General features: G+C 35.1%; 19 protein-coding genes. 10 read left to right on the forward strand and 9 right to left on the reverse strand.

Going from position 1 to position 20,251, the window contains the following annotated elements:
* Nucleotides 1-180 precede the first annotated feature (180 nt).
* Genes FLY87_RS00675 through ndk form a run of 5 tightly spaced genes read left to right on the forward strand, consistent with a single transcriptional unit; the run spans nucleotide 181 to nucleotide 4,419 of the window.
* Complete coding sequence (locus FLY87_RS00675) at nucleotides 181-963, forward strand: electron transfer flavoprotein subunit beta/FixA family protein (RefSeq protein ID WP_141266087.1); 783 nt, start codon at nucleotides 181-183, stop codon at nucleotides 961-963.
* The gene (locus FLY87_RS00680; protein ID WP_012545166.1) at nucleotides 954-2,135 is read left to right on the forward strand and encodes an electron transfer flavoprotein subunit alpha; all 1,182 of its coding nucleotides are present in this window, start codon (nucleotides 954-956) and stop codon (nucleotides 2,133-2,135) included. Before FLY87_RS00675 ends, FLY87_RS00680 begins: the two co-directional genes overlap by 10 nt.
* On the forward strand, nucleotides 2,132-3,049 hold the full coding sequence (fabD, locus tag FLY87_RS00685) for an ACP S-malonyltransferase (RefSeq protein ID WP_012546099.1): 918 nt from the start codon (nucleotides 2,132-2,134) through the stop codon (nucleotides 3,047-3,049). The genes FLY87_RS00680 and fabD overlap by 4 nt, the downstream gene beginning before the upstream one ends.
* A gap of 18 nt (nucleotides 3,050-3,067) precedes the next feature.
* Entirely contained in the window at nucleotides 3,068-4,006 is a 939-nt protein-coding gene (gene mdh / locus FLY87_RS00690; RefSeq protein WP_141266088.1) for a malate dehydrogenase, read from the forward strand.
* On the forward strand, nucleotides 4,006-4,419 hold the full coding sequence (gene ndk, locus FLY87_RS00695; protein WP_141266089.1) for a nucleoside-diphosphate kinase: 414 nt from the start codon (nucleotides 4,006-4,008) through the stop codon (nucleotides 4,417-4,419). Before mdh ends, ndk begins: the two co-directional genes overlap by 1 nt.
* On the opposite strand, the gene FLY87_RS00700 is transcribed toward ndk, so the two are convergent.
* The 7 genes from FLY87_RS00700 to FLY87_RS00730 form a co-directional block, all read right to left on the reverse strand.
* Complete coding sequence (locus FLY87_RS00700) at nucleotides 4,405-4,992, reverse strand: NUDIX domain-containing protein (protein WP_164924863.1); 588 nt, start codon at nucleotides 4,990-4,992, stop codon at nucleotides 4,405-4,407. The two genes, ndk and FLY87_RS00700, sit on opposite strands and share 15 nt — an antisense overlap.
* Nucleotides 4,993-5,118: 126 nt before the next feature.
* A complete protein-coding gene (locus tag FLY87_RS00705) occupies nucleotides 5,119-6,942 on the reverse strand; it encodes a carbon starvation protein A (protein ID WP_012545972.1) in 1,824 nt (607 codons plus the stop codon).
* 356 nt (nucleotides 6,943-7,298) lie between these two features.
* The gene (locus tag FLY87_RS00710) at nucleotides 7,299-8,072 is read right to left on the reverse strand and encodes a LytTR family DNA-binding domain-containing protein (protein ID WP_012545056.1); all 774 of its coding nucleotides are present in this window, start codon (nucleotides 8,070-8,072) and stop codon (nucleotides 7,299-7,301) included.
* Nucleotides 8,047-9,753, reverse strand: coding sequence for a sensor histidine kinase (locus FLY87_RS00715; RefSeq protein ID WP_084205618.1), 1,707 nt, complete (start codon nucleotides 9,751-9,753; stop codon nucleotides 8,047-8,049). Before FLY87_RS00715 ends, FLY87_RS00710 begins: the two co-directional genes overlap by 26 nt.
* 42 nt (nucleotides 9,754-9,795) lie before the next feature.
* On the reverse strand, nucleotides 9,796-10,539 hold the full coding sequence (locus tag FLY87_RS00720; RefSeq protein WP_141266090.1) for an ABC transporter permease: 744 nt from the start codon (nucleotides 10,537-10,539) through the stop codon (nucleotides 9,796-9,798).
* Nucleotides 10,536-11,387, reverse strand: coding sequence for an ABC transporter ATP-binding protein (locus tag FLY87_RS00725; RefSeq protein WP_141266091.1), 852 nt, complete (start codon nucleotides 11,385-11,387; stop codon nucleotides 10,536-10,538). The genes FLY87_RS00720 and FLY87_RS00725 overlap by 4 nt, the downstream gene beginning before the upstream one ends.
* Nucleotides 11,384-13,138 carry an adenosylcobalamin-dependent ribonucleoside-diphosphate reductase gene (locus FLY87_RS00730; RefSeq protein ID WP_141266092.1) on the reverse strand — a complete coding sequence of 585 codons (1,755 nt, stop codon included), beginning with the start codon at nucleotides 13,136-13,138 and terminating at the stop codon, nucleotides 11,384-11,386. Before FLY87_RS00730 ends, FLY87_RS00725 begins: the two co-directional genes overlap by 4 nt.
* A gap of 58 nt (nucleotides 13,139-13,196) precedes the next feature.
* On the opposite strand from FLY87_RS00730, the gene FLY87_RS00735 reads away from it, so the two are divergent.
* The gene (locus FLY87_RS00735) at nucleotides 13,197-13,415 is read left to right on the forward strand and encodes a DNA gyrase inhibitor YacG (RefSeq protein ID WP_141266093.1); all 219 of its coding nucleotides are present in this window, start codon (nucleotides 13,197-13,199) and stop codon (nucleotides 13,413-13,415) included.
* Nucleotides 13,369-14,172 carry a 4-hydroxy-tetrahydrodipicolinate reductase gene (gene dapB / locus FLY87_RS00740; protein ID WP_141266094.1) on the forward strand — a complete coding sequence of 268 codons (804 nt, stop codon included), beginning with the start codon at nucleotides 13,369-13,371 and terminating at the stop codon, nucleotides 14,170-14,172. The genes FLY87_RS00735 and dapB overlap by 47 nt, the downstream gene beginning before the upstream one ends.
* Nucleotides 14,173-14,197: 25 nt before the next feature.
* Here dapB and FLY87_RS00745 read toward each other — a convergent pair whose 3' ends face one another.
* Together FLY87_RS00745 and rd are read right to left on the reverse strand one after the other, a co-directional pair.
* A complete protein-coding gene (locus FLY87_RS00745) occupies nucleotides 14,198-14,683 on the reverse strand; it encodes a ferritin family protein (RefSeq protein WP_141266095.1) in 486 nt (161 codons plus the stop codon).
* A 14-nt stretch (nucleotides 14,684-14,697) separates the two neighbouring features.
* On the reverse strand, nucleotides 14,698-14,859 hold the full coding sequence (rd, locus tag FLY87_RS00750) for a rubredoxin (protein ID WP_141266096.1): 162 nt from the start codon (nucleotides 14,857-14,859) through the stop codon (nucleotides 14,698-14,700).
* 94 nt (nucleotides 14,860-14,953) lie between these two features.
* Here rd and FLY87_RS00755 point away from each other — a divergent pair, with 94 nt between their 5' ends.
* The 3 genes from FLY87_RS00755 to acs are packed head-to-tail and all read left to right on the forward strand — an operon-like array spanning nucleotide 14,954 to nucleotide 20,244.
* The gene (locus FLY87_RS00755; protein WP_141266097.1) at nucleotides 14,954-17,164 is read left to right on the forward strand and encodes a penicillin-binding protein 1A; all 2,211 of its coding nucleotides are present in this window, start codon (nucleotides 14,954-14,956) and stop codon (nucleotides 17,162-17,164) included.
* A gap of 2 nt (nucleotides 17,165-17,166) precedes the next feature.
* Nucleotides 17,167-18,105 (forward strand): ketopantoate reductase family protein, encoded by a 939-nt coding sequence (locus tag FLY87_RS00760; RefSeq protein ID WP_141266098.1) that lies wholly within the window; start codon nucleotides 17,167-17,169, stop codon nucleotides 18,103-18,105.
* Between the two features lie 51 nt (nucleotides 18,106-18,156).
* Nucleotides 18,157-20,244, forward strand: a complete 2,088-nt coding sequence (gene acs / locus FLY87_RS00765) for an acetate--CoA ligase alpha subunit (protein ID WP_141266201.1) — start codon at nucleotides 18,157-18,159, stop codon at nucleotides 20,242-20,244.
* Nucleotides 20,245-20,251: the final 7 nt, after the last annotated feature.

Consider the following 20,251-nt stretch of genomic DNA (forward strand, 5'->3'; position numbering starts at 1 on the left):
ATTGAGCTTGTTAATCTGAATTGAGTTATTTTTAAAGTTTATTTTGTCTTTTATAAAAGTTTGAAACATAGCTTAACTTTTATATCGGTAATTTTAAATTGAAAGCTATCTGATTTGTGAGGTATAATTTTAATTTAAACTTCTGTGCAGAGCTTTATCTGCCAAAAATTGGAGGTGCTAATGAGGATTATCGTATGTATTAAACAAGTTCCAGATGTTACGGAAGTAAAAATTGATCCAAAAACAAATACCCTTATAAGAGAAGGCGTTCCAAGTATTATGAATCCCTATGATTTGCATGCTATTGAAGCCGCATTAGAGCTTAAAGAAGCCACAGCTGGTAAAGTCACAGCAATAACAATGGGACCTCCTCAGGCTGAAGAGGTGCTGAGAGAAGCAATATCTATGGGTGTTGATGATGCTATTTTACTTACAGATAGAAGATTTGCGGGAGCAGATACATGGGCAACTGCTTATACCCTTTCAATGGCAGCACGAAAAATTGGTTTTGATTTAATAATATGTGGCAAACAGGCAATTGACGGTGATACTGCTCAAGTAGGACCTGAAATGGCTGAATTTCTCAATATCCCTCATGTCTCTTATGTAAGAAAGATTCATAACGTCTCCTCTCAAGAAATGACCATTGAAAGACTTATGGATGACTGTTACGAAAAAATACAGGTCTGTTTACCAGCATTGATAACAGTAGTAAAAGAATTAAACAATCCCCGCCCACCCTCAATAAGAGGTAAAATGGCAGCTAAAAAAGCTGTAATCCCAAGATGGAATGCTGATGACATTAATGCAGAGGAAGAAAAAATCGGACTTAAAGGCTCTCCCACAATGGTTAAAAATATCTTTGCTCCACCACCGAGAGGTGAGAGAAGAATTTTAGAAGGTTCTCCTGAAGAACAAGTTGATATACTTCTCAAAGAACTAAGGAGGTTAGGATGCTTATAAAAATTAACATAGAAAAATGCACAGGTTGTGCAACATGTGTAAATGTATGTCCTTTCGGAGCAATAATAATTAAAGAAGATAAAGCTTTTATTACAGAAAGCTGTACACTTTGCGGTGCCTGTGTTGAGTCATGTTCTGAAGGAGCAATTATAGATGCAAGAGATAAAGAAGTTGAAAAGCCTAAGGATTTTAAAGGTGTCTGGATATTTGCTGAACAATCACAGGGCAAGATTGCATCTGTAGCTTATGAACTTCTTGGAATAGGAAGAAAGCTTGCTGATGAACTAAAATCAGAACTCTGTGCCGTGCTTTTCGGTAATTCAGATGAAGTCCAGGAACTTATTAAATGGGGAGCAGATAAAGTTTACTATGTTAACTCTCCAGACTATATATGTCTTGATGATGAACTTTATTCAAAAACACTTGTAAAACTTGTTAATGATTATAAACCAGAAATAATGCTTGCTGGTGCCACTGCTATAGGTCGTTCATTTATTCCAAGAGTTGCAGCAAAACTAAGAGTTGGCTTAACAGCAGACTGCACAGGGCTTGAAATTGACAAAGAAACAGGGAACTTGCTCCAGATTCGTCCTGCCTTTGGCGGAAATATTATGGCAACAATTGTTTCTCCTAATAGTCGTCCTCAAATAGCAACTGTAAGACCACGAGTCATGAAACGCGGTGAGTATAATCCAGAGCGTAAAGGAGAAATAATAGAAGTAGAGCCTTTGAAACCTTCTGGAAGGATTAAAATTCTTGAAAGAGTTGAAGACACTTCTTTTTGTAAAGTTAATCTTCAGGATGCAAAAGTCATTGTCTCAGGTGGTAGAGGTATCGGTGGTCCTGAAGGATTTAAAGCACTATGGGAGCTTGCAAATCTACTTGGTGGAACAGTTGGAGCATCTCGTGCAGCGGTTGATGAAGGATGGATACCCTATGCTCATCAGGTTGGGCAAACAGGAAAAACTGTCTGTCCAAAGCTTTATATTGCCTGCGGTATTTCAGGTGCTGTTCAACATCTTGTAGGAATGCAATCCTCTGATATAATCGTAGCAATCAATAAGGACCCAAATGCTCCTATATTCAATATTGCTACCTACGGAATAGTTGGTGATGTTAAAATTATCCTGCCACTTTTGATCAAAAAGATTCAGGAAGGAGTGTCACTGTGATAGCTTTTGTTTTTCCTGGACAGGGTTCACAGTATGTTGGAATGGGGAAGGAACTTATTTCAATAGCAAAAGACTTATTTGATAAAGCAAGTGAGTTTGCTGGATTTGATATTTACAAACTCTGCAATGAAGGACCGGCTGAAGAGTTACAAAAGACAGAAAATACTCAACCAGCAATTCTTACGGTTTCATATACTTTGTTAAGAGAAACATTAAGATTTGGTATCAATCCACAGTATGTAGCAGGGCATTCTCTTGGAGAATATACAGCAGCAGTTGCAGCAAATGTTTTAGATTTTGGTGACGCAGTAAAAATTGTAAGGCAGAGAGGCTTACTGATGGCACAAGCTCAACCTGAAGGCAAAGGAGCAATGGCGGCTGTTTTAGGACTTGACAATAATATTGTTAAAGAAATTTGTAAAAATGTTACCGCAGGATATGTTGATGTAGCAAATTTTAACTGTCCAGGACAGGTTGTTATCTCAGGTGAATCAGAAGCGGTTAAAAAGGCTTCTGAGGTAGCTAAACAAAAGGGTGCAAAGAGAGTAATCATGTTGGGAGTAAGCGTGCCAAGTCATTGTTTACTTATGAAGGAAGCTTCTGAGAAATTGAAAGAGTTTATTTCCCAATTTAAATTCAATGATGCAAAAATTCCAGTTGTCACCAATGTTGATGCAAAAGAAAAATCCGGTGCTTCAGAAATTGTTGATGCTCTTATAAAACAACTTTATAGCCCTGTTTACTGGCAGGACTCTGTAAAATATATGATTTCAAAGGGAGTTAATACCTTTATAGAGATTGGACCAGGAAAAGTTTTGGCAGGACTTATAAGAAGAATTGATGAGACTGTTAAAGTTTTCAACGTAGAAAATATGAATGATTTGGAAAAAATCTTGAACAATGTTGAATTATAATAATGCGGGAGGACTAAAATGAGAAAAAAATTAGGGATTGTAGGAGCTGGCAATGTTGGTGCAACTCTTGCACTTTTTGCTGTAAATAGCGGATTAGCAGATGTTGTTCTTTATGACATTGTTGAAGGAATGCCTCAGGGTAAAGCTCTTGATATCCTGCAAAATACTGCTGTAATTGGAATCAAGGCAAACATTTCAGGGACAAACAATCTTGATGACCTTGCAGGCTCTGATATTGTTGTAATTACTGCAGGGTTGGCAAGAAAACCCGGGATGAGAAGAAAAGACCTTCTCATGGCAAATGCTGAAATTGTTGGGAATATTGTAAATAAACTTGCTCCAATCTGTCCTGATACAAATTACATAGTTGTTACTAATCCGATGGATGTAATGGCTTATGTAACAATGGTAATATCAGGCACAAAAAGACAAAAAGTTCTTGGAATGGGAGGAATTCTTGATTCATCAAGATTCAAAACATTTATCTCAATGGAATTGGGAGTATCTCCTAAGGATATAGAAACAACTGTTCTTGGAGGACATGGACTTTACATGGTTCCACTTGTAAGATTTACCACTGTAAAAGGAATTCCTCTCTCAAAATGGCTTCCACAGGACAAGATTGAATCACTTGTTCACAGAACCCGTGAAGGTGGTGCTGAAATTGTTTCCCTTCTTAAAACAGGCTCAGCCTATTATGCTCCTGCTCAGTCCACATTTGAGATGGTCAAGGCTATATTACTTGATGAAAAAAGAATTTTGCCATGCTCAGTCTATCTTGATGGAGAATATGGTGCAAAAGATGTATTTAACGGAGTTCCTGTTGTGCTTGGCAAACAGGGACTTGAAAAAATAGTTGAGTTAGAGCTTACAGAAGAAGAAAAACAAGCCTTTGAAAACTCTACTGAAGAAGTGAAAAATATGATAAAAATTCTTAAAGAGGAGGGCAGAATATAATGGAAAAAACTCTTGTTATTATCAAGCCAGATGCTGTCAAGAAAAATCTTATTGGAGAAATAATCTCAAGATTTGAAAAAAACGGATTAAGGGTTGCAGCAGTTAAAAAAATAAAAATGACAAAAGAAGAGGCAAAAGGCTTTTATATTGTTCATAAAGATAGACCATTTTACGAATCCTTAACTGATTTTATGTCTGAAGGACCGATTGTTGTAATGGTCTTGGAAGGTGAAAATGCCATAACAAAAGTAAGAAAAATTATGGGAGCAACGAATCCTGCTCAGGCAGAAGAAGGGACAATTAGGAAAGATTTTGCAGAAAACATTGAAAGAAATGCTGTGCATGGTTCTGACTCCCAACAGTCAGCAGCCTATGAGATTCCCTATTTCTTTTCTACCTTAGAAATTCTTTAAAAAATTCGGGTCTCCTGAGAATAAGGGAGACCCTGTCAATTCCTTCAACGAATTGCTAAACCAGAAAGGCATGAATCCATAAATTGAAAGATACCTCAAAAATTCATATTTGAAGTTATCACTAAAAAAATCAAAATTCAACAATTGCTGCATTTTCTCAATGCTCCAGAAGGCAATCTCCTCAATCTCATTTTTATTGAAACTAAAAGGTCCTTCATGAACTGTGCAGTAAGTATAAACCAATTCACTTTCGTAATTGTTTGAATGAATATATGTATAAAGAAAATGAAGATTTTCTGAAACAATACCCAATTCTTCAAGCATTTCTCGTTTTGCTGCAGTGAGAATATCCTCTCCAGGCATTATATGCCCACCAACAGATGTATCCCATTTGCCTGGTGCAACATCTTTATGAGATGCCCTTTTTTGAAGAAGTAACTCGCCTTTTGAATTAAATACAAGCACATGAACTACTTTATGAAGCATTGATGGATTACCATGAATAATACTTCTTGGAGCTATAGATATAATTCTGCCGTCTCTATCAACAACTTCAAGAAATTCTTCCATCATGCTCCTTTTAAGGCATATCAATATTACAACATGCGAATATTTTACATATTGTTTGCATATTTTTCAATGTTTATTTTAAAAAATTTGAAATCGGGTGGCTGTTGAATCCACCCAATTTCTCCAACGTTATTCTGATAGATATTTTGTAGGCGCATCTTTCATAAATGTCTCTTCTGTCTCCTTAATTAATGGAGTTCTACCACTCAGGATACCTATCCATACTCTTACAGAATCTGCAACAATCAATACAACCATTACAATCATCACTGCAGAGATTACAGCAAGCAGATAGTTATTCTTCGGAAGATAATTATTTACAATATTTTGATAACCAGCAACAATCGTAGTCACAAGGAGAAATACCATAGGTACCATTGTTACCCAAATATATTTTGCTTTGCCCATCCTCAAAAGAAATGTTGTTGCTATTGCTAAAGCCATGCCTCCAAGAAGCTGGTTATTTACACCAAAAAGAGGCCAAATTGTGGATATTGTTCCTGTATAAAGGAGATATCCCCAACAAAATGTGAATATTCCACTTGTTGCAATTACTCCGGGCCACCATTTATAATCTCTAAGTTTTGGATAAAAAGCTCCACCTATTTCCTGCATAAGATATCTCCCAACTCTTGTGCCAGCATCAATAAGAGTAAGAATAAATAAAGCTTCAAACATGATTGCGAAATGATACCAGTAACTCATTAAATGCCTTAATCCACCAATTCTTGAGAAAATATCAGCCATACCAACTGCCAGAGAAACTGCACCACCGGGACGACCTGCAAGTTCTTCACCTACAAGTGCAGAAAGATATGGAAGGTCTTGAACCTGCATACCAAGTTTCTGAAACACAGCAGGCGGACTATTAATAGCAAAATAGTCTGCTGTAGGCAACACTGTTGCTGCTATTAATGCCATAAGTGCTACAAAACTTTCTGTAAGCATAGCACCATAGCCAATTGTTCTTATATCTTTTTCGTTTGATACCATCTTTGGTGTTGTTCCTGATGACACAAGAGAGTGAAAACCTGATATAGCACCACATGCAATTGTAATAAACATAAATGGCCAAACCTTACCTGGTATCACAGGACCTCCACCAGAAATAAACTGCGTTGCAGCAGGCATCTGAAGCACAGGATTAACAAGAATTACACCAATAGCAAGTAAAAACATCGTTCCGAATTTCATATATGAACTAAGATAGTCTCTTGGGACAAGAAGTAACCATACAGGTAAAACAGCTGCAAAAAAGCCATAAACAGGAATTAATACTGAAAGCTCTTTTTTACTGAATGTAAAATAAGGTGCAAGGGCTGATTCTTTAATGACAGGACCAAGAACAACGGCAAGAATAATAAGTGCTACACCAATAATACTACCTTCAACAATTTTACCAGGTCTTAACCATTTAAGATAAGCTCCTATGAAAATCGCTATTGGTATCGTTACACCAACCGTAAAAGCTCCCCATGGACTGTTAAAAAGTGCATTTACAACAGCAATAGAAGCGCCAGCAAGAACAATAATCAACAAAAACAAAGTTGCTACAAGAACAAGCCAGTAAGACACAGGTCCTATCTGAGCCTTGGCAACTTCAGCAAGAGATTTACCATTATGTCTTACAGATGCAAATAGAACAACCATATCATGTACAGCACCAGCAAGAACTCCTCCAATCAAAATCCATAGAAAACCAGGGAGATAACCAAACTGAGCTGCAAGGACAGGTCCTATTAACGGTCCTGCACCGGCTATTGCTGCAAAATGATGCCCAAAAATAAGCCATTTATTAGTTGGAACATAGTCTCGTCCATCATTAAGTCTCACTGCAGGAGTTGGACGATTAGGATCAAGGGCAAGAACTTTTGCAGCAATAAAGGCGCTGTAAAACCTGTAGGCAAGCACAAAAACGCACGCTGCTATGATTACCAGCACCAATGCATGCATAAAAATACACCTCCTTTTTTATTTTTGAGACTGTTCAAAAACTTGTAACCTATTGAAATTCAATAAATTACAAGCCCTAAAATTTTTCAATTACCTCCATCTGTCATTCCGAGGAGCGTTAGCGACGAGGAATCTCCTCTTTCCGATTTAAGGAGGAGACCCTTCGCTTACGCTCAGGGTGACCCTAAGGGTCAGATTCCTCGCACCCATTGAGGGTGCTCGGAATGACCTTCAGTAATTGAACAGCCTCTATTTTTATGAAATAATTCTATAGGCAAATGAAGCTATCAACAATAAAAAATTGATGAATAGAAATAATTTCGGGATGAACTGAATATATTTAGGTTGAATAGAAATTAACTGCTAAATTTTATTCCAAGAACTTCTTTGAGTTCTTTAATAATTGATTTGCTTACAGGGAGTTGGATTTTTTTGCCTTCAATCACAAGCCAGTATGTCCCTTTAAACCATGGTAATACTGCCTCAATTCTTTTTAAATTTACAATATAGCTTTTATGCACTCTCATAAATCCCTCTTCTTTGAGCCTCATTTCAAGCTCTGAAAGAGTTCCATCAAAATAATACTCATCTTTTAATGTAAAAATTTTTACTCCTCCTTCGTATGCCTCACAGTAAAGAATGTCCACATAAGGAATGAAACTGATAACACCTGCCTTTTGTTGAACAGGAAGTTTTTTAAAAACTTTTTTCTTTCCAAGAAACTGAGAAAGCTTATTTACAGCGTTATTCCATTCAGTCTGATTATTTTTAAGATTTTCTATTCTCATAATTGTTTTAGCAATTCTTTTTTCTTCAAAGGGTTTGAGAATATAATCAATTGCTCCAAGTTCAAAAGCTTCTATGGCATAATCATCATAAGCTGTTGCAAATACAATCAAAGGAGGTTCATTAAAAGTTGAAAGCATGTTTGCAATTTCAAGTCCTGACATATCAGGCATTTCAATATCAAGAAAAACTACATCTGATTTAACCTTTGAATATAAAAATATACAATCTTTTGCGCTACCAGCCTCTCCAATTATCTGGCATGTAGGAAAATGGGAAAGAATATATATTAATTCTTCCCTTGCATATGGTTCGTCATCAACTACTATGGCTGAAAACAACATCTTTTAGAATAGATTTTTTAGGGATTTTAAATGTCACCTTTGTGCCTAAATTGGGATAACTTTCTATATGAAGCATGCTTTCTTCTCCATAAAACTTTTTAAGTCTCTCATTTACAAGATATAATCCTAATCCAGAATCTTTTTTATCTGGCATTCTATTTGGATGAGTATTTATTCCTATACCATTGTCTTCAACTGAAATTACTGTGCTATCCTCATCATCCAGAATATTAATTAAAATCTCACCACCTTCAAGTTTGGGTTTTAATCCATGCTTTATAGCATTTTCCACAAGGGGTTGAATTGTAAATGGTGGTAAGGTTACATTAAGATCTACTGTGGGTTCTATATAATAATTAACTGTCAATTTATCCCTGTAACGAGCCTGTTCTATTGCAAGATATGATTCTACGTATGAAAGTTCCTCTCTCAACGGAATTTCTTTTTCTTTTTTTAAACTATATCTTAAAAATGTCGCCAAATTAAGAAGTAAATCCTTAGCTTTCAGAGAGTCAATTCTTATAAGAGATATAATTGTATTCAAAGCATTAAATATAAAATGTGGATGAATTTGTGCCTGAAGTGATTTCAACTCTGCCTCTGTCTTAAGTCTTGCAAGGGTTTCAAGTTCAACTATTTCAAGCTGAGTTGAAAATATATGAGCAAGTCCTCTCGCTACCTCAAGATTAACAGTGGTGATACTGTTTTCTCTGTCATGATAAAGTTTTAATGTGCCTATAACTTCGTCCCTTCTTTTCAGAGGAACAATAACCGCGGAGCTTAATTTACATTTGGAATTTCTACAGCCAATTTCTTCTTTTTTATTTGCAATCTGTATTTCCCCTAAACTAATCGCATTTAATGTTGCTTTAGTAAGTAAAGGATTTCCTGCATGATGATGGTCACTACCTATTCCAACATGGGCAAGTATTTTTTTCTTGTCAGTTATTGCCACAGCTGCTACACCAAGACTGTCCATTATAATTGTTGCAATCTTGTTTGCAGAGTATTCATTCAATCCTTGTCTTAAATGTGGTAAGATAAGATTGGTAATATTCAAAGTAGCTCTTGCCTGATTTGCTGCCACTCTTTCCTGATGTTCAACAGCGGATTTTATGATTAGCATAAATATTCCCACTCCTATAGAGTTGACTGTAATCATAGGTAAAGCTATAATTTTTACAAGCTCTAAAGCTTCTGAAAAAGGTTTTGAAAAAGTAAGAATAATAAGCATTTGAACAATTTCACCCACAAAACCTGCTAACCATGCAACATGCCATGGAATCAAACCTTTTTTCCAGTATCTGTAAACAACTCCTCCTAAAAAACCTTCAACAACCGCTGCTAAACCACAGGAAAAAGCTGTAAATCCTCCTATAAAATATCTGTGAATACCTGCTATCAATCCAGCTCCAGCACCTACAACAGGACCACCAAGCAGCCCTCCTACCATAACACCAACAACTCTTGAATTAGCAAGTGCTCCATGAATCTCCACTGCTCCAAAAGTTCCAAGAATGCCAAGACCGCCACAAACAAATGTAAGAATGAATTTATCTTTAATGGTAGGTTTTCTTGATAAAACTCTTCCAAATACAGGCATTCTTGAAACAATAAAAGCCACTGTAGCTATAATGCCAAGCCTTTGTGACAAAATTAACGTTAACTCAAGAATATCCATTTTTTTAAGTATAAAATAAATCTGAAATTGACAGCCACTGTTTCATTCATTATATTTTTTCATTAAAATTGAACCAATAAGAAAAAAGCAAAAACAGTAAAACACTATAACAAACAAGGAAACTATTGCCTCCATATCCAAAAAATTTTTCCTTATTAGAATGTTTGTATGTGTTAAAGGCATTACATAAATAATTGGTTTAAATATCATCGGAATTCTATCAATAGAAAAAAAAGTTCCGCTGAAAAAAGCCATTGGCATTATAAAAAAATTAGAATAGGTAGCAGTATCTTCATGTGATTTTGTTATCATTCCTGTTATCACACCAAGACTGGCAAACATAAAACAGTTTAAAAGTAAAGTTATGACAAAAATCAGAGTTATTGCAAAACTTGATGGAACTACGAAACCTACAGCAATTATAAGCAAAGATGCAAAAAGTCCCTTTACCATACCAGCCATAACCTCTCCTATCATTATTGAAGAAGGTTTTATCGGTGACTGAATATAAACCTGAAATGTCTTAAAATAGAGCCTGCTAAGATTGAGCGAGCTTGCAACCCAAGAATATGAATTATTCATTGAACTCATAGCAACAAGCCCTGGCAAGAGAAATGTTAAATAATCAATCCCTTCACTCAATCTTACTGTTCTTCCTAAACCAAGTCCGAATGTAACAAGATAAATAATCGGTGACATCATTGCTGAGAAAATATATCCTAATCTCAGCAGTTTTCGTTTAAACTGAAGCATCTCTTTGAGAAAAACAGGATACCAGCTTATCATTGTTCTTCCTTAATCTCCTTAATTCTTTCTCCTGTTAGCTTCACAAACACATCTTCAAGATTGGATTTTCTAATTATCACTCCATCACTTCTCTGTTTTGCAATTTCATATGCCTGTTCTCTACTATGACATATTTCACTAATTAACCTTCCCTCTTTATCTATAAACTCTACAACATATTCGCCAACATCTTTTTTAAGTTCTGCTGATGTCCCAAGAGCAATTAATTTTCCGTGAGACAGAATCCCTACTCTATCGCACAATGCCTCTGCTTCTTCAATGTAGTGTGTTGTAAGAAGGACTGTTCTACCCTCAGTCTTTATTTTTCTTATTATCTGCCAGAGTTCCCTTCTTATATGAGGGTCAAGTCCTATAGATGGCTCATCAAGAAACAATACCTTTGGTTCAGGCAACAAAGCTCTTGCAAGAAGGGTTCTTCTTTGAAGTCCTCCTGAAAGAGTTGATACAACAGAGTGCTTTTTCTCTGTAAGTTCCATAATCTTAAGTATTTCATCTATTTTCGTTTTCAAATCCCTGACTTTGTGAAGCATTCCATAAATTAAAAGATTTTCATATACCGTAAGCTCCCTTTCAAGATTGTTTTCCTGTGGCACAACTCCTATGATTTTTTTTATCTCAAAAGGGTTATTGATAACATCTACCTCATCAATAAAGCATGTTCCTTTATCAGGCTTTGTGAGAGTGGTGAGAATTTTTACAGTAGTAGTCTTACCTGCACCATTGGGTCCGAGAAGTCCAAATATTTCACCTTTTTTTATCTCAAAACTCAGTAAATCCAATGCCTTTACTTTTCCATAACTTTTTGAGATACTGTCAATCTTTATCATACTGCATCATGAAGTTTGGTTATTCTTGGTGCTCTTCCTTTAACTTCGCAGCATTCTGCAAGATGAGCATCGCTTATTTTAAGAAGTGTTCCCCTTTTTGAGCCATATCTGAATATCGTAATTCCTTTAAGCCCCTTTTTATAGGCAAGAAGAAATATTCTTGCGACATCTTCTTTTCTTGTTCTTTGAGAAAGATTGATTGTTTTTGATACAGCATTATCTGTATATTTCTGAAATGCTGCCTGCATCTGAATATGCTCTTCAGGAGTGATTTCAAGGGCTGTTTTAAAAAGTTTTTTTATTTTCAAAGGAACTTCTTTCATACTTCTAAGGTTCCCTTTTTGTCTGAGTTGATTTATAAAATTTTCACTGTAAAAGCCTTGTTTTTGTGCAATCTCTATAAGATATTTATTTATTATCTCAAACTCTGTATCAAGTATTCTCTGCTTGTAAGCAAGTAAAAAATATGGTTCTATTCCACTTGAACAGTCTGCAATTATTGATATTGTTCCTGTTGGAGCAATTGTTGTTGTGGTAGCATTTCTCATTGGGATACCTTTTTTCTCCCATACAGAACCTTTGAAATTAGGAAAAACACCTCTTTCTTGGACAAGTTCCTGAGATGCTTTGTGAGACTTTTCACTGATAAATTGCATGACTTGTTCAGCTAAGATAAAAGCTTTTTTATGATTATATGGGATTCCAAGCTCAACAAGGCAATCTGCCCAACCCATTATTCCAAGTCCTATTTTTCTGTTTCCTTTGTGCATTTTTTCAACTTCAGGTACAGGATAATGAGTAACATCAATTGCGTCATCAAGAAATCTCGTAGCTGTTTTTACATCATGCTCAAGTCTTTCAAAATCAATTTTACCTTCTTTAACATACTTTGATAAATTAAGTGAACCAAGAATGCATGCCTCATAGGGAAGTAGAGGCTGCTCTCCACAAGGATTTGTGCTATCTATCTGCCCAATATGAGGAGTTGGATTAGACCTGTTTATGGTATCTATAAAAATAACTCCTGGGTCCCCTGTTTCCCAGGCAGACTCAACAATTTCATCAAAAATATCTTTTGCTTTCACCTTTTTTACAACTTCTTTAGTTCGTGGATTTATCAACGGAAAATAATCATTTTTAAACAAAGCTTCCATAAATGAATCTGTAACAGCCACAGATATATTAAAGTTGCTAAGGCTTTCTATTCTTTTAATTCTTATAAATTCAAGAATATCAGGGTGATCAACTCTCAAAACTCCCATATTTGCTCCTCTTCTTGCTCCACCCTGCTTTATTATGTCTGAAGCCTTATCAAATATCTTCATAAATGACACAGGACCGCTTGCAACTCCACCTGTGGAACGAACAACATCACCCTTAGGCCTTAAACTGGAAAAATTAAATCCTGTTCCACCACCGCTTTGAAGAATTAATGCAGCATCCTTAAGTGTCTTAAAAATGGACTCTATTGAATCTTCTATGGGAAGGACAAAGCATGCAGCAAGCTGAGCTTTTGGTTTGCCTGCATTCATTAATGCAGGAGAATTAGGCAAAAATCTCAAGGAACTTATAAGTTCATGAAACTTTTCTTCCCACTCAAAAGAATTTTTTTTATAAATCTTTTCTGCCTGAGCAATATAACTTGAGACTCTCTGAAAAAGTTGTTCAGGATTTTCAATAGGTTCTCCTTTTTCATTTTTTAAGAGATACCTGATTTCAAGAACTGTTTTTGCTCTATCTGTAAAAATCATTTATTATAGTCTATCATATTAAGTTGCAACTTTAGGATATGAAAAATTAAAATTAAACATGAAAATTAAATGTCCTGTATGTGGAAAAGCTGTAGAATATGAAAACAATCCATGGAGACCTTTCTGTTCAAAAAACTGTAAAATTATTGACTTATGGAATTGGTTTCATGAGCACTATTCAATAAAAGTTGAGGAAGTTGATGAAAAAATAAATACAGAGGAGGGAAAAGATGATAAAAATAGCAGTATGTGGCGCAGCAGGAAGAATGGGCAGTAGAATAGTTGCACTTTCAAGGGATTACCCTGAATTAAAACTTACTGGAGCTATAGAATCAAAAACAAATCCTAAGATAGGCATAGACGCTGGAATAATAGCTGGCATAGGAGAAATAGGTGTAAGAATAGACGATAGATTAGAAAAAGCTATTGCCAATGCCGATGTAGTTATTAATTTCACATCTCCTGAAGCTACCTTAGAGCATCTGGAAATAGTTAAAAAATTCAAAAAATCAATGGTCATAGGAACAACTGGTTTTAGCAATGAACAGCTTTCTATTATTCAGAAAGCTTCAAAGAAAATTCCTATAGTCTTATCTCCTAATATGAGTATTGGAGTGAATCTTTTATTCAAAATCTTAAAAGATGTGGCAAAAGTTCTCGGAGACGACTATGATATTGAAATTGTTGAGGCGCATCACAGAATGAAAAAAGATGCACCAAGTGGAACTGCTATAAAAATGGCAAAAGTTATTGCTGAAGCATTGGATAGAAATTTTGACGACGTGGCTGTATATGCAAGGAAAGGAATTATCGGAGAAAGAACAAAAAAAGAAATTGGAATCCAGACCGTCAGAGCAGGAGATATTGTTGGTGAGCATACAGTTATTTTCGGAGGATTAGGAGAAAGGATTGAGATAATTCATAAAGCATCCAGCAGAGATACTTTCGCAAGAGGTGCTTTAAGAGCGGTTATATGGCTTTATGGAAAACCTGCAGGGTTTTATGACATGGGAGATGTTCTTGGAATTAAATAAAAGGGAGGGTTGTCCCCTCCCAAATTTAGCCTTCAACAATTGAAAACTCTTTCCACATGAACCAATTGCCTGTATCCTTAAGGAAATTATATGTTTCAGAAAAAATCTTGTGATGTTGTTCTTCCTCAAAAATTAATCTTTCAAAAAGCTTTTTTTCCTTTTCCGTATTAACTTCCTTCTGAACTTTTTTATAAAACTCTATCCCTGCCTTTTCCATCTCCATTGCAATTCTAAATGCTTCAAGGTCATCGCTCTGAGCTTTAATTCTTTCCATCATTTTGTCTTTCATATCTTCAAATATTGTTTTAACTGTTTTTATTGGATTAGCCTCTTTTATCGTAAGGTCAAGTCCTTTAATAACTTCTTCAATCATTTTTATATGATTCTTCTCATCCTCTGCGATGGTAAGAAACATTTTTTTGCCAACAGGATGGGAAATTTTTTCAGATGCTTCTGTGTAAAATTTTACAGCGTCTGTTTCCATCTTTAAGGCAATTTCAACGGATTTCATAATATCCTCCTAAATTACTCCTCTGGCTCAAACATATCTTTGGTAGCTCCACAAACTGGACAACTCCAACTATCCGGTAAATTTTCAAAGGCTGTTCCCGGAGCCACTCCATTGTCAGGATCACCCTGAGCAGGATCATAAACATAACCACATACACTACATTTGTACTTTTTCATAATATCCTCCCTCTTTAATTAAAATTAAATTAAAATTATTATAAATTATTTTGTCTCAATTTATCAAAAACCTTATCATGTTATAATATAGTTTATGAAACTCAAGATAATCATAATTACCGTAATTGTAATAATTGCTTTTGTTGCAGGTGCCGGTTTTGCATTATTCAGAGATATTCCTTCAATAAAAGATTTTGATAAAGTAAAAACTCCTCATGGAACAAAGGTTTATGCTGAAGATGGAACATTAATTGGAGAGTTTAAAATTCAAAAAGGCATTTATATTCCCATAAAACAAATACCAAAACATTTAATAGATGCGGTTATAGCAGTAGAAGACTCGCGTTTTTGGAAACACAAAGGAATTGACTATATCGGAATAGGCAGAGCTCTAATTACTGATGTTCTTCATATGCAACTTAAAGAAGGAGGAAGTACTATTACTCAGCAGCTTGCTAAAATAATGTTCCTTACTCCAGAAAAAACTATTTCAAGGAAAATTAAAGAAGCCTATTTAGCAATGAAAATAGAAAAAGAGCTTAGCAAAGAAAAAATACTTGAACTTTATCTTAATAACGTTTATTTTGGGCATGGAGCTTATGGAGTTGAAATGGCATCAAGAATTTATTTTGGTAAATCTATAACTCATATAACACTTCCAGAAGCAGCTTTACTTGCAGGCTTAATAAGAGCTCCTAATTCATACTCTCCTTATAATGATTTAGTTAAAGCAAAACAAAGACAGGAAACTGTTCTTGAAAGAATGGAAAAAGAAGAATTAATTACTCCCCAGGAAAGAAAAAGAGCTTCCTTACAGGCAATTCATTTAAGTTCATTAAGAATTTCCACTGAAAACTATAATTACTTTCTTGAATATGTAAGAAAACAGCTTGAAGAAACCTTTGATATAGAAAAAATTTATAAAGGCAACTTAAGAGTTTACACTACTCTTGATACCCATGCTCAGGTATCTGCGCAGAGAGCATTACAGGAAGGGCTCAGAGATGTTGACAAAAGAAATGGATGGAGAGGACCTGTTGGAAAAATATCAATTAAAAATGAAGAAAAAGAAGAAAAAGTATCTTTTACTCCATCACAAGGAGATATTGCAAAAGGAGTGGTTTTATCGGTAACACCTAATCAAGCAATTATCAAGGCAAGAGGGTTAAAAGGTAAATTAAATTTACAAGATGCTCAATGGGCAAATAAAGTTGTTGATTCTTCAGGTAAAGTTAAAACATTCAAGAATTTTAAGCTCTCTGATATTCTATCACCTGGCGATGTAATAATGGTGAGGGTTAAATCTGTTGGCAAAGAAATTTTATTCTCTCTTGAACAGGAGCCTGAAATAGAAGGAGCATTAGTTGCAGTAGATCCTCAAACAGGTTACATCAGAGCAATGGTTGGTGGATATAGTTTTCAAAGAGGAGAGTTCAACAGAGCAGTTTATGCCAAAAGACAACCAGGAAGTTCTTTTAAACCTTTTGTCTACGCCACAGCCATTGAAAAAGGATTTAAACCAGAGGATACCATACTTGATGAGCCAATTAGTTATAAAACAGGACTTAAAGAATGGTCACCATCAAACTACGATGGAGAATTCTGGGGAGAAATAACTTTAAGAAGAGCATTAGCTTTCTCAAGAAATGTTCCTACTGTAAGATTAGCTGAAATGCTGGGAGTTGATTCAATAATAAATCTTGCCAAAAGAGCTGGGATAACATCAGAAATGCCAGCAGACTTAACTATAGCGCTTGGTAGTCTGAGTGTATCACCATTGGAACTAACATCGGCATTTGCCATATTTGCAAATGGAGGTAAAAAAATAAAACCAATAGCAATAAAATATGTAACTGATGCTTCAGGGAAGATTTTGCTTCAAAATGAACCTGAACTTCAGAATGTAATTTCACCTGAGGTTGCTTATACAGTCACGGATATGCTTAAAGATGTTATTAGTTACGGTACAGGAGCAAGAGCAAACATCGGAAGGCCTGTAGCAGGAAAAACTGGAACAAGCAATGATTTTAAAGATGCCTGGTTCATTGGTTATACTCCTCAACTTGTCGCAGGAGTATGGGTTGGCTATGATGATATGAGAAAAAGTCTCGGACATGGAGAAGCAGGGGGAAGAGTATCTGCACCAATATGGGCACAGTTTATGAAAGAAGCTCTCTCAAATAAAGAACCTCAAGATTTTACTTTATCATCAGGCTCTGAAGAATCAAAAAATAATTTAAAAACTCCTGAATCATCTAAAAATCCTTCTAATCAGACGATTAATCCTATTGATAAAAGGAATTGAATATGAAAATACTGATTTTTGGCTTGGGTGCATTAGGAACAGTTTTTGCTACTTCACTAAAGGCATCAGGTGAAACTGTTTTTGGAATAACAAAAGATAAATACATCGGAAAAATTAGAAATAAAACATTAGAAATAAAAGGACTTTTCGGAGAAAAAAGAGCACAACTGGATAATATTTTTACAAGCTCTGAACAAATTCAAGATAGAGATTTAGACCTTATCATTGTTTCAGTTAAAGCCTACGATACTGAGATTGTTATAAATCAAATTAAACCCTTACTCGGGCAAAATACTCTTGTTTTACTTGCACAGAATGGGTATGGAAATTATGAAATAGCAAGCTCAGTTATAGGTAAAGAAAGAGTTATACTTTCAAGAATAATATTCGGTGCAAAAATAGTTGAACCTGCAATAGCTGAAGTAACTGTTTTTGCTGATGATATTGTCATTGGACAACCTGACAATATGATTCCAGAAAAAAAATTAAATGAAATTGCTGACATTTTCAACAAAGCAGGACTTCCTACAAGGGTATCTAAGGAGGTTTATGCAATACTTTGGGATAAAATTCTTTATAATTCAGCATTAAATCCCTTAGGAGCAATTCTTGAATGCAATTATGGTACACTTGCCAAACATGAAGAGACAAGAAAAATAATGAATAAAATAGTTGAAGAAATTTTCAATGTTGCAAAATTTAAGAAAATAAAACTTAACTGGGCAGATTATAAAGAATATCTTAATTACTTCTATGAGAAACTCGTTCCGCCAACAGCAAAACATTTTCCTTCAATGTATTATGATATAAAAAACGGTAAAAAAACAGAGATAGATGCATTCAACGGAGCAATTGTAAAACTTGCAAAGCAATGCAATTTATCCATACCTGTAAATGAAACAATTACAAACCTTGTAAAGGTAAAAGAAAATCTTATATAAAAATAAATAAATTTTCTTTCCATCAAGTATTTTTTTGTGATAGATTATTATATGATTGATTTTATTTTTAATCCATCCTCCATTGCTGTAGTTGGTGCTTCACAAGAAGAAAAAAAAGTGGGCAATGCTGTCCTTAAAAATCTTATTAATGGTTATACAGGCAAAATATATCCTGTAAATCCTGGAAGAACTGAAATACTTTCTCTGCCCTGCTACCCTTCTGTATCAGCAATACCTGACAGAGTAGACCTCGCTATAATAGTAATTCCAGCTAAAGCTGTTGCAGACTCTTTAAAAGATTGTGCGAAAGCAGGAGTAAAAGGTGTTGTTGTTATTACAGCAGGTTTCAAAGAAGTCGGTGGAGACGGGGTTGCAAGAGAAAAAGAAATTGTAGAGATTGTAAGAAGTGCAGGGATAAAAATGGTTGGACCAAACTGTCTTGGTGTTATGAATACAAAAAACAAGATGAATGCTTCTTTTGCTGCTGAGTTGCCTCCTGAAGGAAGAGTTGCTTTCTTTTCTCAATCAGGAGCTTTAGGTGTTGCAATCATAGACTGGGCAATAGAGAACAACTTTGGTTTTTCAAAATTTGTAAGCTTCGGAAATAAAGCTGACTTAAATGAAACAGATTTCCTTGAATACTTTGCAAAAGACCCAGACACTGATGTAATTCTGGGATATATTGAAGATGTTATAGATGGCAAAAGATTTATTGAAATAGCTAAAGAAGTTACAAAAATAAAACCTGTAATATTAATCAAATCTGGTGCAACAGAAGCAGGTGCAAGAGCTGCCTCTTCACATACAGGCGCACTTGCAGGGTCTGATAGAGCTTTTACAGAAGCTTTTAGAAAAACAGGAATAATCAGAACTTCGGGTATTCAGGAACTTTTTGATACAGCAGAGATGTTTATTTCAAAAAAAACCCCAAAGGGCAGAAAACTTCTCATTATTACAAATGCTGGTGGTCCTGGAATTATTGCAGCGGATACAGCAGATAGACTCGGGATAAAACTTGATCCAATGACCAGAACATCAATAGATACAATAGCTGAAAAACTTCCTTCAACTGCTTCTCTTTATAATCCTGTTGATATAATTGGAGATGCTACCTCAGAAAGGTATAAAATTGTTCTTGATCAAGCTATAAAAGATAATTCTGTAGAAGGAATCTGTGTAATTCTTACTCCTCAGGCAGTAACAGACGTTGATAACATTGCAGATGTTGTAATTTCTTCAGCAAATAATACAGATAAACCTGTTTTTGCAACCTTTATTGGTGGGCAGAGAGTAAGAAATGCGATAAATAAACTTAAAGGGTTCAGAATTCCATGTTTTACTGACCCTTCTATTGCAATTCATGCCTATAGAAAACTTGTTGATTTTGTCCAACTTAAAAGCAAAGAAATATCCGACGAACTTCAGATAAAAATACCTGAACAAAATATTGAAGAAGTGAAACAGATTATTCAAAGTTTGCAATCCCAGGGAGTTTCAGAAATTGGTGGAGAAGAGGCAATGCAAATACTCTCTCTTTATGGTTTTTCTTTCCCAGAAAGAGCATTGGCAAAAACACCAATGGAAGCTGTGGCAATTGCAGAAAGAATTGGCTATCCAGTAGTCATGAAGGTTTCATCACCTCATATTCTTCATAAAACAGATGTTGGTGGAGTTAAGCTCAATCTTAACAATGATAAAGCTGTTTACAATGCTTTTGTAGAAATAACAACAAATGTCAAAAGAGTTATGCCAGATGCATACATAGAAGGTATAATGATTTATGAAATGGTTACAGGTGGCAAAGAAGTTATTTTTGGCGTAAGTTATGATAGAACATTTGGACACATGATTATGTTTGGACTGGGAGGAATTTATGTGGAAGTTCTGAAAGATGTTTCTTTCAGAATAGTTCCTGTATCAGAACAGGAAGCACTTGAAATGATAACTGAAATTAAAGGCAGCAAAATACTTGATGGAGTAAGAGGTGAAAAACCTTACGATAAAACTGATATAGCTAACTGTATAAGAAAACTTTCCAAGTTGGTTACGGATTTCCCTATAATTAAAGAGATTGACATTAATCCTTATATGGTATTCAATAATGGTGGGATAGGACTTGATGCAAGAATAATAATTTAGTAGCAAA

The organism is Thermodesulfovibrio sp. Kuro-1, from assembly GCF_006538445.1.
GTDB classification, from domain to species: domain Bacteria; phylum Nitrospirota; class Thermodesulfovibrionia; order Thermodesulfovibrionales; family Thermodesulfovibrionaceae; genus Thermodesulfovibrio; species Thermodesulfovibrio yellowstonii.

Coding starts and splice junctions, on each gene's coding strand:
- FLY87_RS00675 (WP_141266087.1), top strand. CDS start 181: ATGAGGATTATCGTATGTATTAAACAAGTTCCAGATGTTACGGAAGTA.
- FLY87_RS00680 (WP_012545166.1), top strand. CDS start 954: ATGCTTATAAAAATTAACATAGAAAAATGCACAGGTTGTGCAACATGT.
- mdh (WP_141266088.1), top strand. CDS start 3,068: ATGAGAAAAAAATTAGGGATTGTAGGAGCTGGCAATGTTGGTGCAACT.
- ndk (WP_141266089.1), top strand. CDS start 4,006: ATGGAAAAAACTCTTGTTATTATCAAGCCAGATGCTGTCAAGAAAAAT.
- FLY87_RS00700 (WP_164924863.1), bottom strand. CDS start 4,992: ATGATGGAAGAATTTCTTGAAGTTGTTGATAGAGACGGCAGAATTATA.
- FLY87_RS00705 (WP_012545972.1), bottom strand. CDS start 6,942: ATGCATGCATTGGTGCTGGTAATCATAGCAGCGTGCGTTTTTGTGCTT.
- FLY87_RS00710 (WP_012545056.1), bottom strand. CDS start 8,072: ATGTTGTTTTCAGCCATAGTAGTTGATGACGAACCATATGCAAGGGAA.
- FLY87_RS00715 (WP_084205618.1), bottom strand. CDS start 9,753: ATGGATATTCTTGAGTTAACGTTAATTTTGTCACAAAGGCTTGGCATT.
- FLY87_RS00720 (WP_141266090.1), bottom strand. CDS start 10,539: ATGATAAGCTGGTATCCTGTTTTTCTCAAAGAGATGCTTCAGTTTAAA.
- FLY87_RS00725 (WP_141266091.1), bottom strand. CDS start 11,387: ATGATAAAGATTGACAGTATCTCAAAAAGTTATGGAAAAGTAAAGGCA.
- FLY87_RS00730 (WP_141266092.1), bottom strand. CDS start 13,138: ATGATTTTTACAGATAGAGCAAAAACAGTTCTTGAAATCAGGTATCTC.
- FLY87_RS00735 (WP_141266093.1), top strand. CDS start 13,197: ATGAAAATTAAATGTCCTGTATGTGGAAAAGCTGTAGAATATGAAAAC.
- dapB (WP_141266094.1), top strand. CDS start 13,369: ATGATAAAAATAGCAGTATGTGGCGCAGCAGGAAGAATGGGCAGTAGA.
- FLY87_RS00745 (WP_141266095.1), bottom strand. CDS start 14,683: ATGAAATCCGTTGAAATTGCCTTAAAGATGGAAACAGACGCTGTAAAA.
- rd (WP_141266096.1), bottom strand. CDS start 14,859: ATGAAAAAGTACAAATGTAGTGTATGTGGTTATGTTTATGATCCTGCT.
- FLY87_RS00755 (WP_141266097.1), top strand. CDS start 14,954: ATGAAACTCAAGATAATCATAATTACCGTAATTGTAATAATTGCTTTT.
- FLY87_RS00760 (WP_141266098.1), top strand. CDS start 17,167: ATGAAAATACTGATTTTTGGCTTGGGTGCATTAGGAACAGTTTTTGCT.
- acs (WP_141266201.1), top strand. CDS start 18,157: ATGATTGATTTTATTTTTAATCCATCCTCCATTGCTGTAGTTGGTGCT.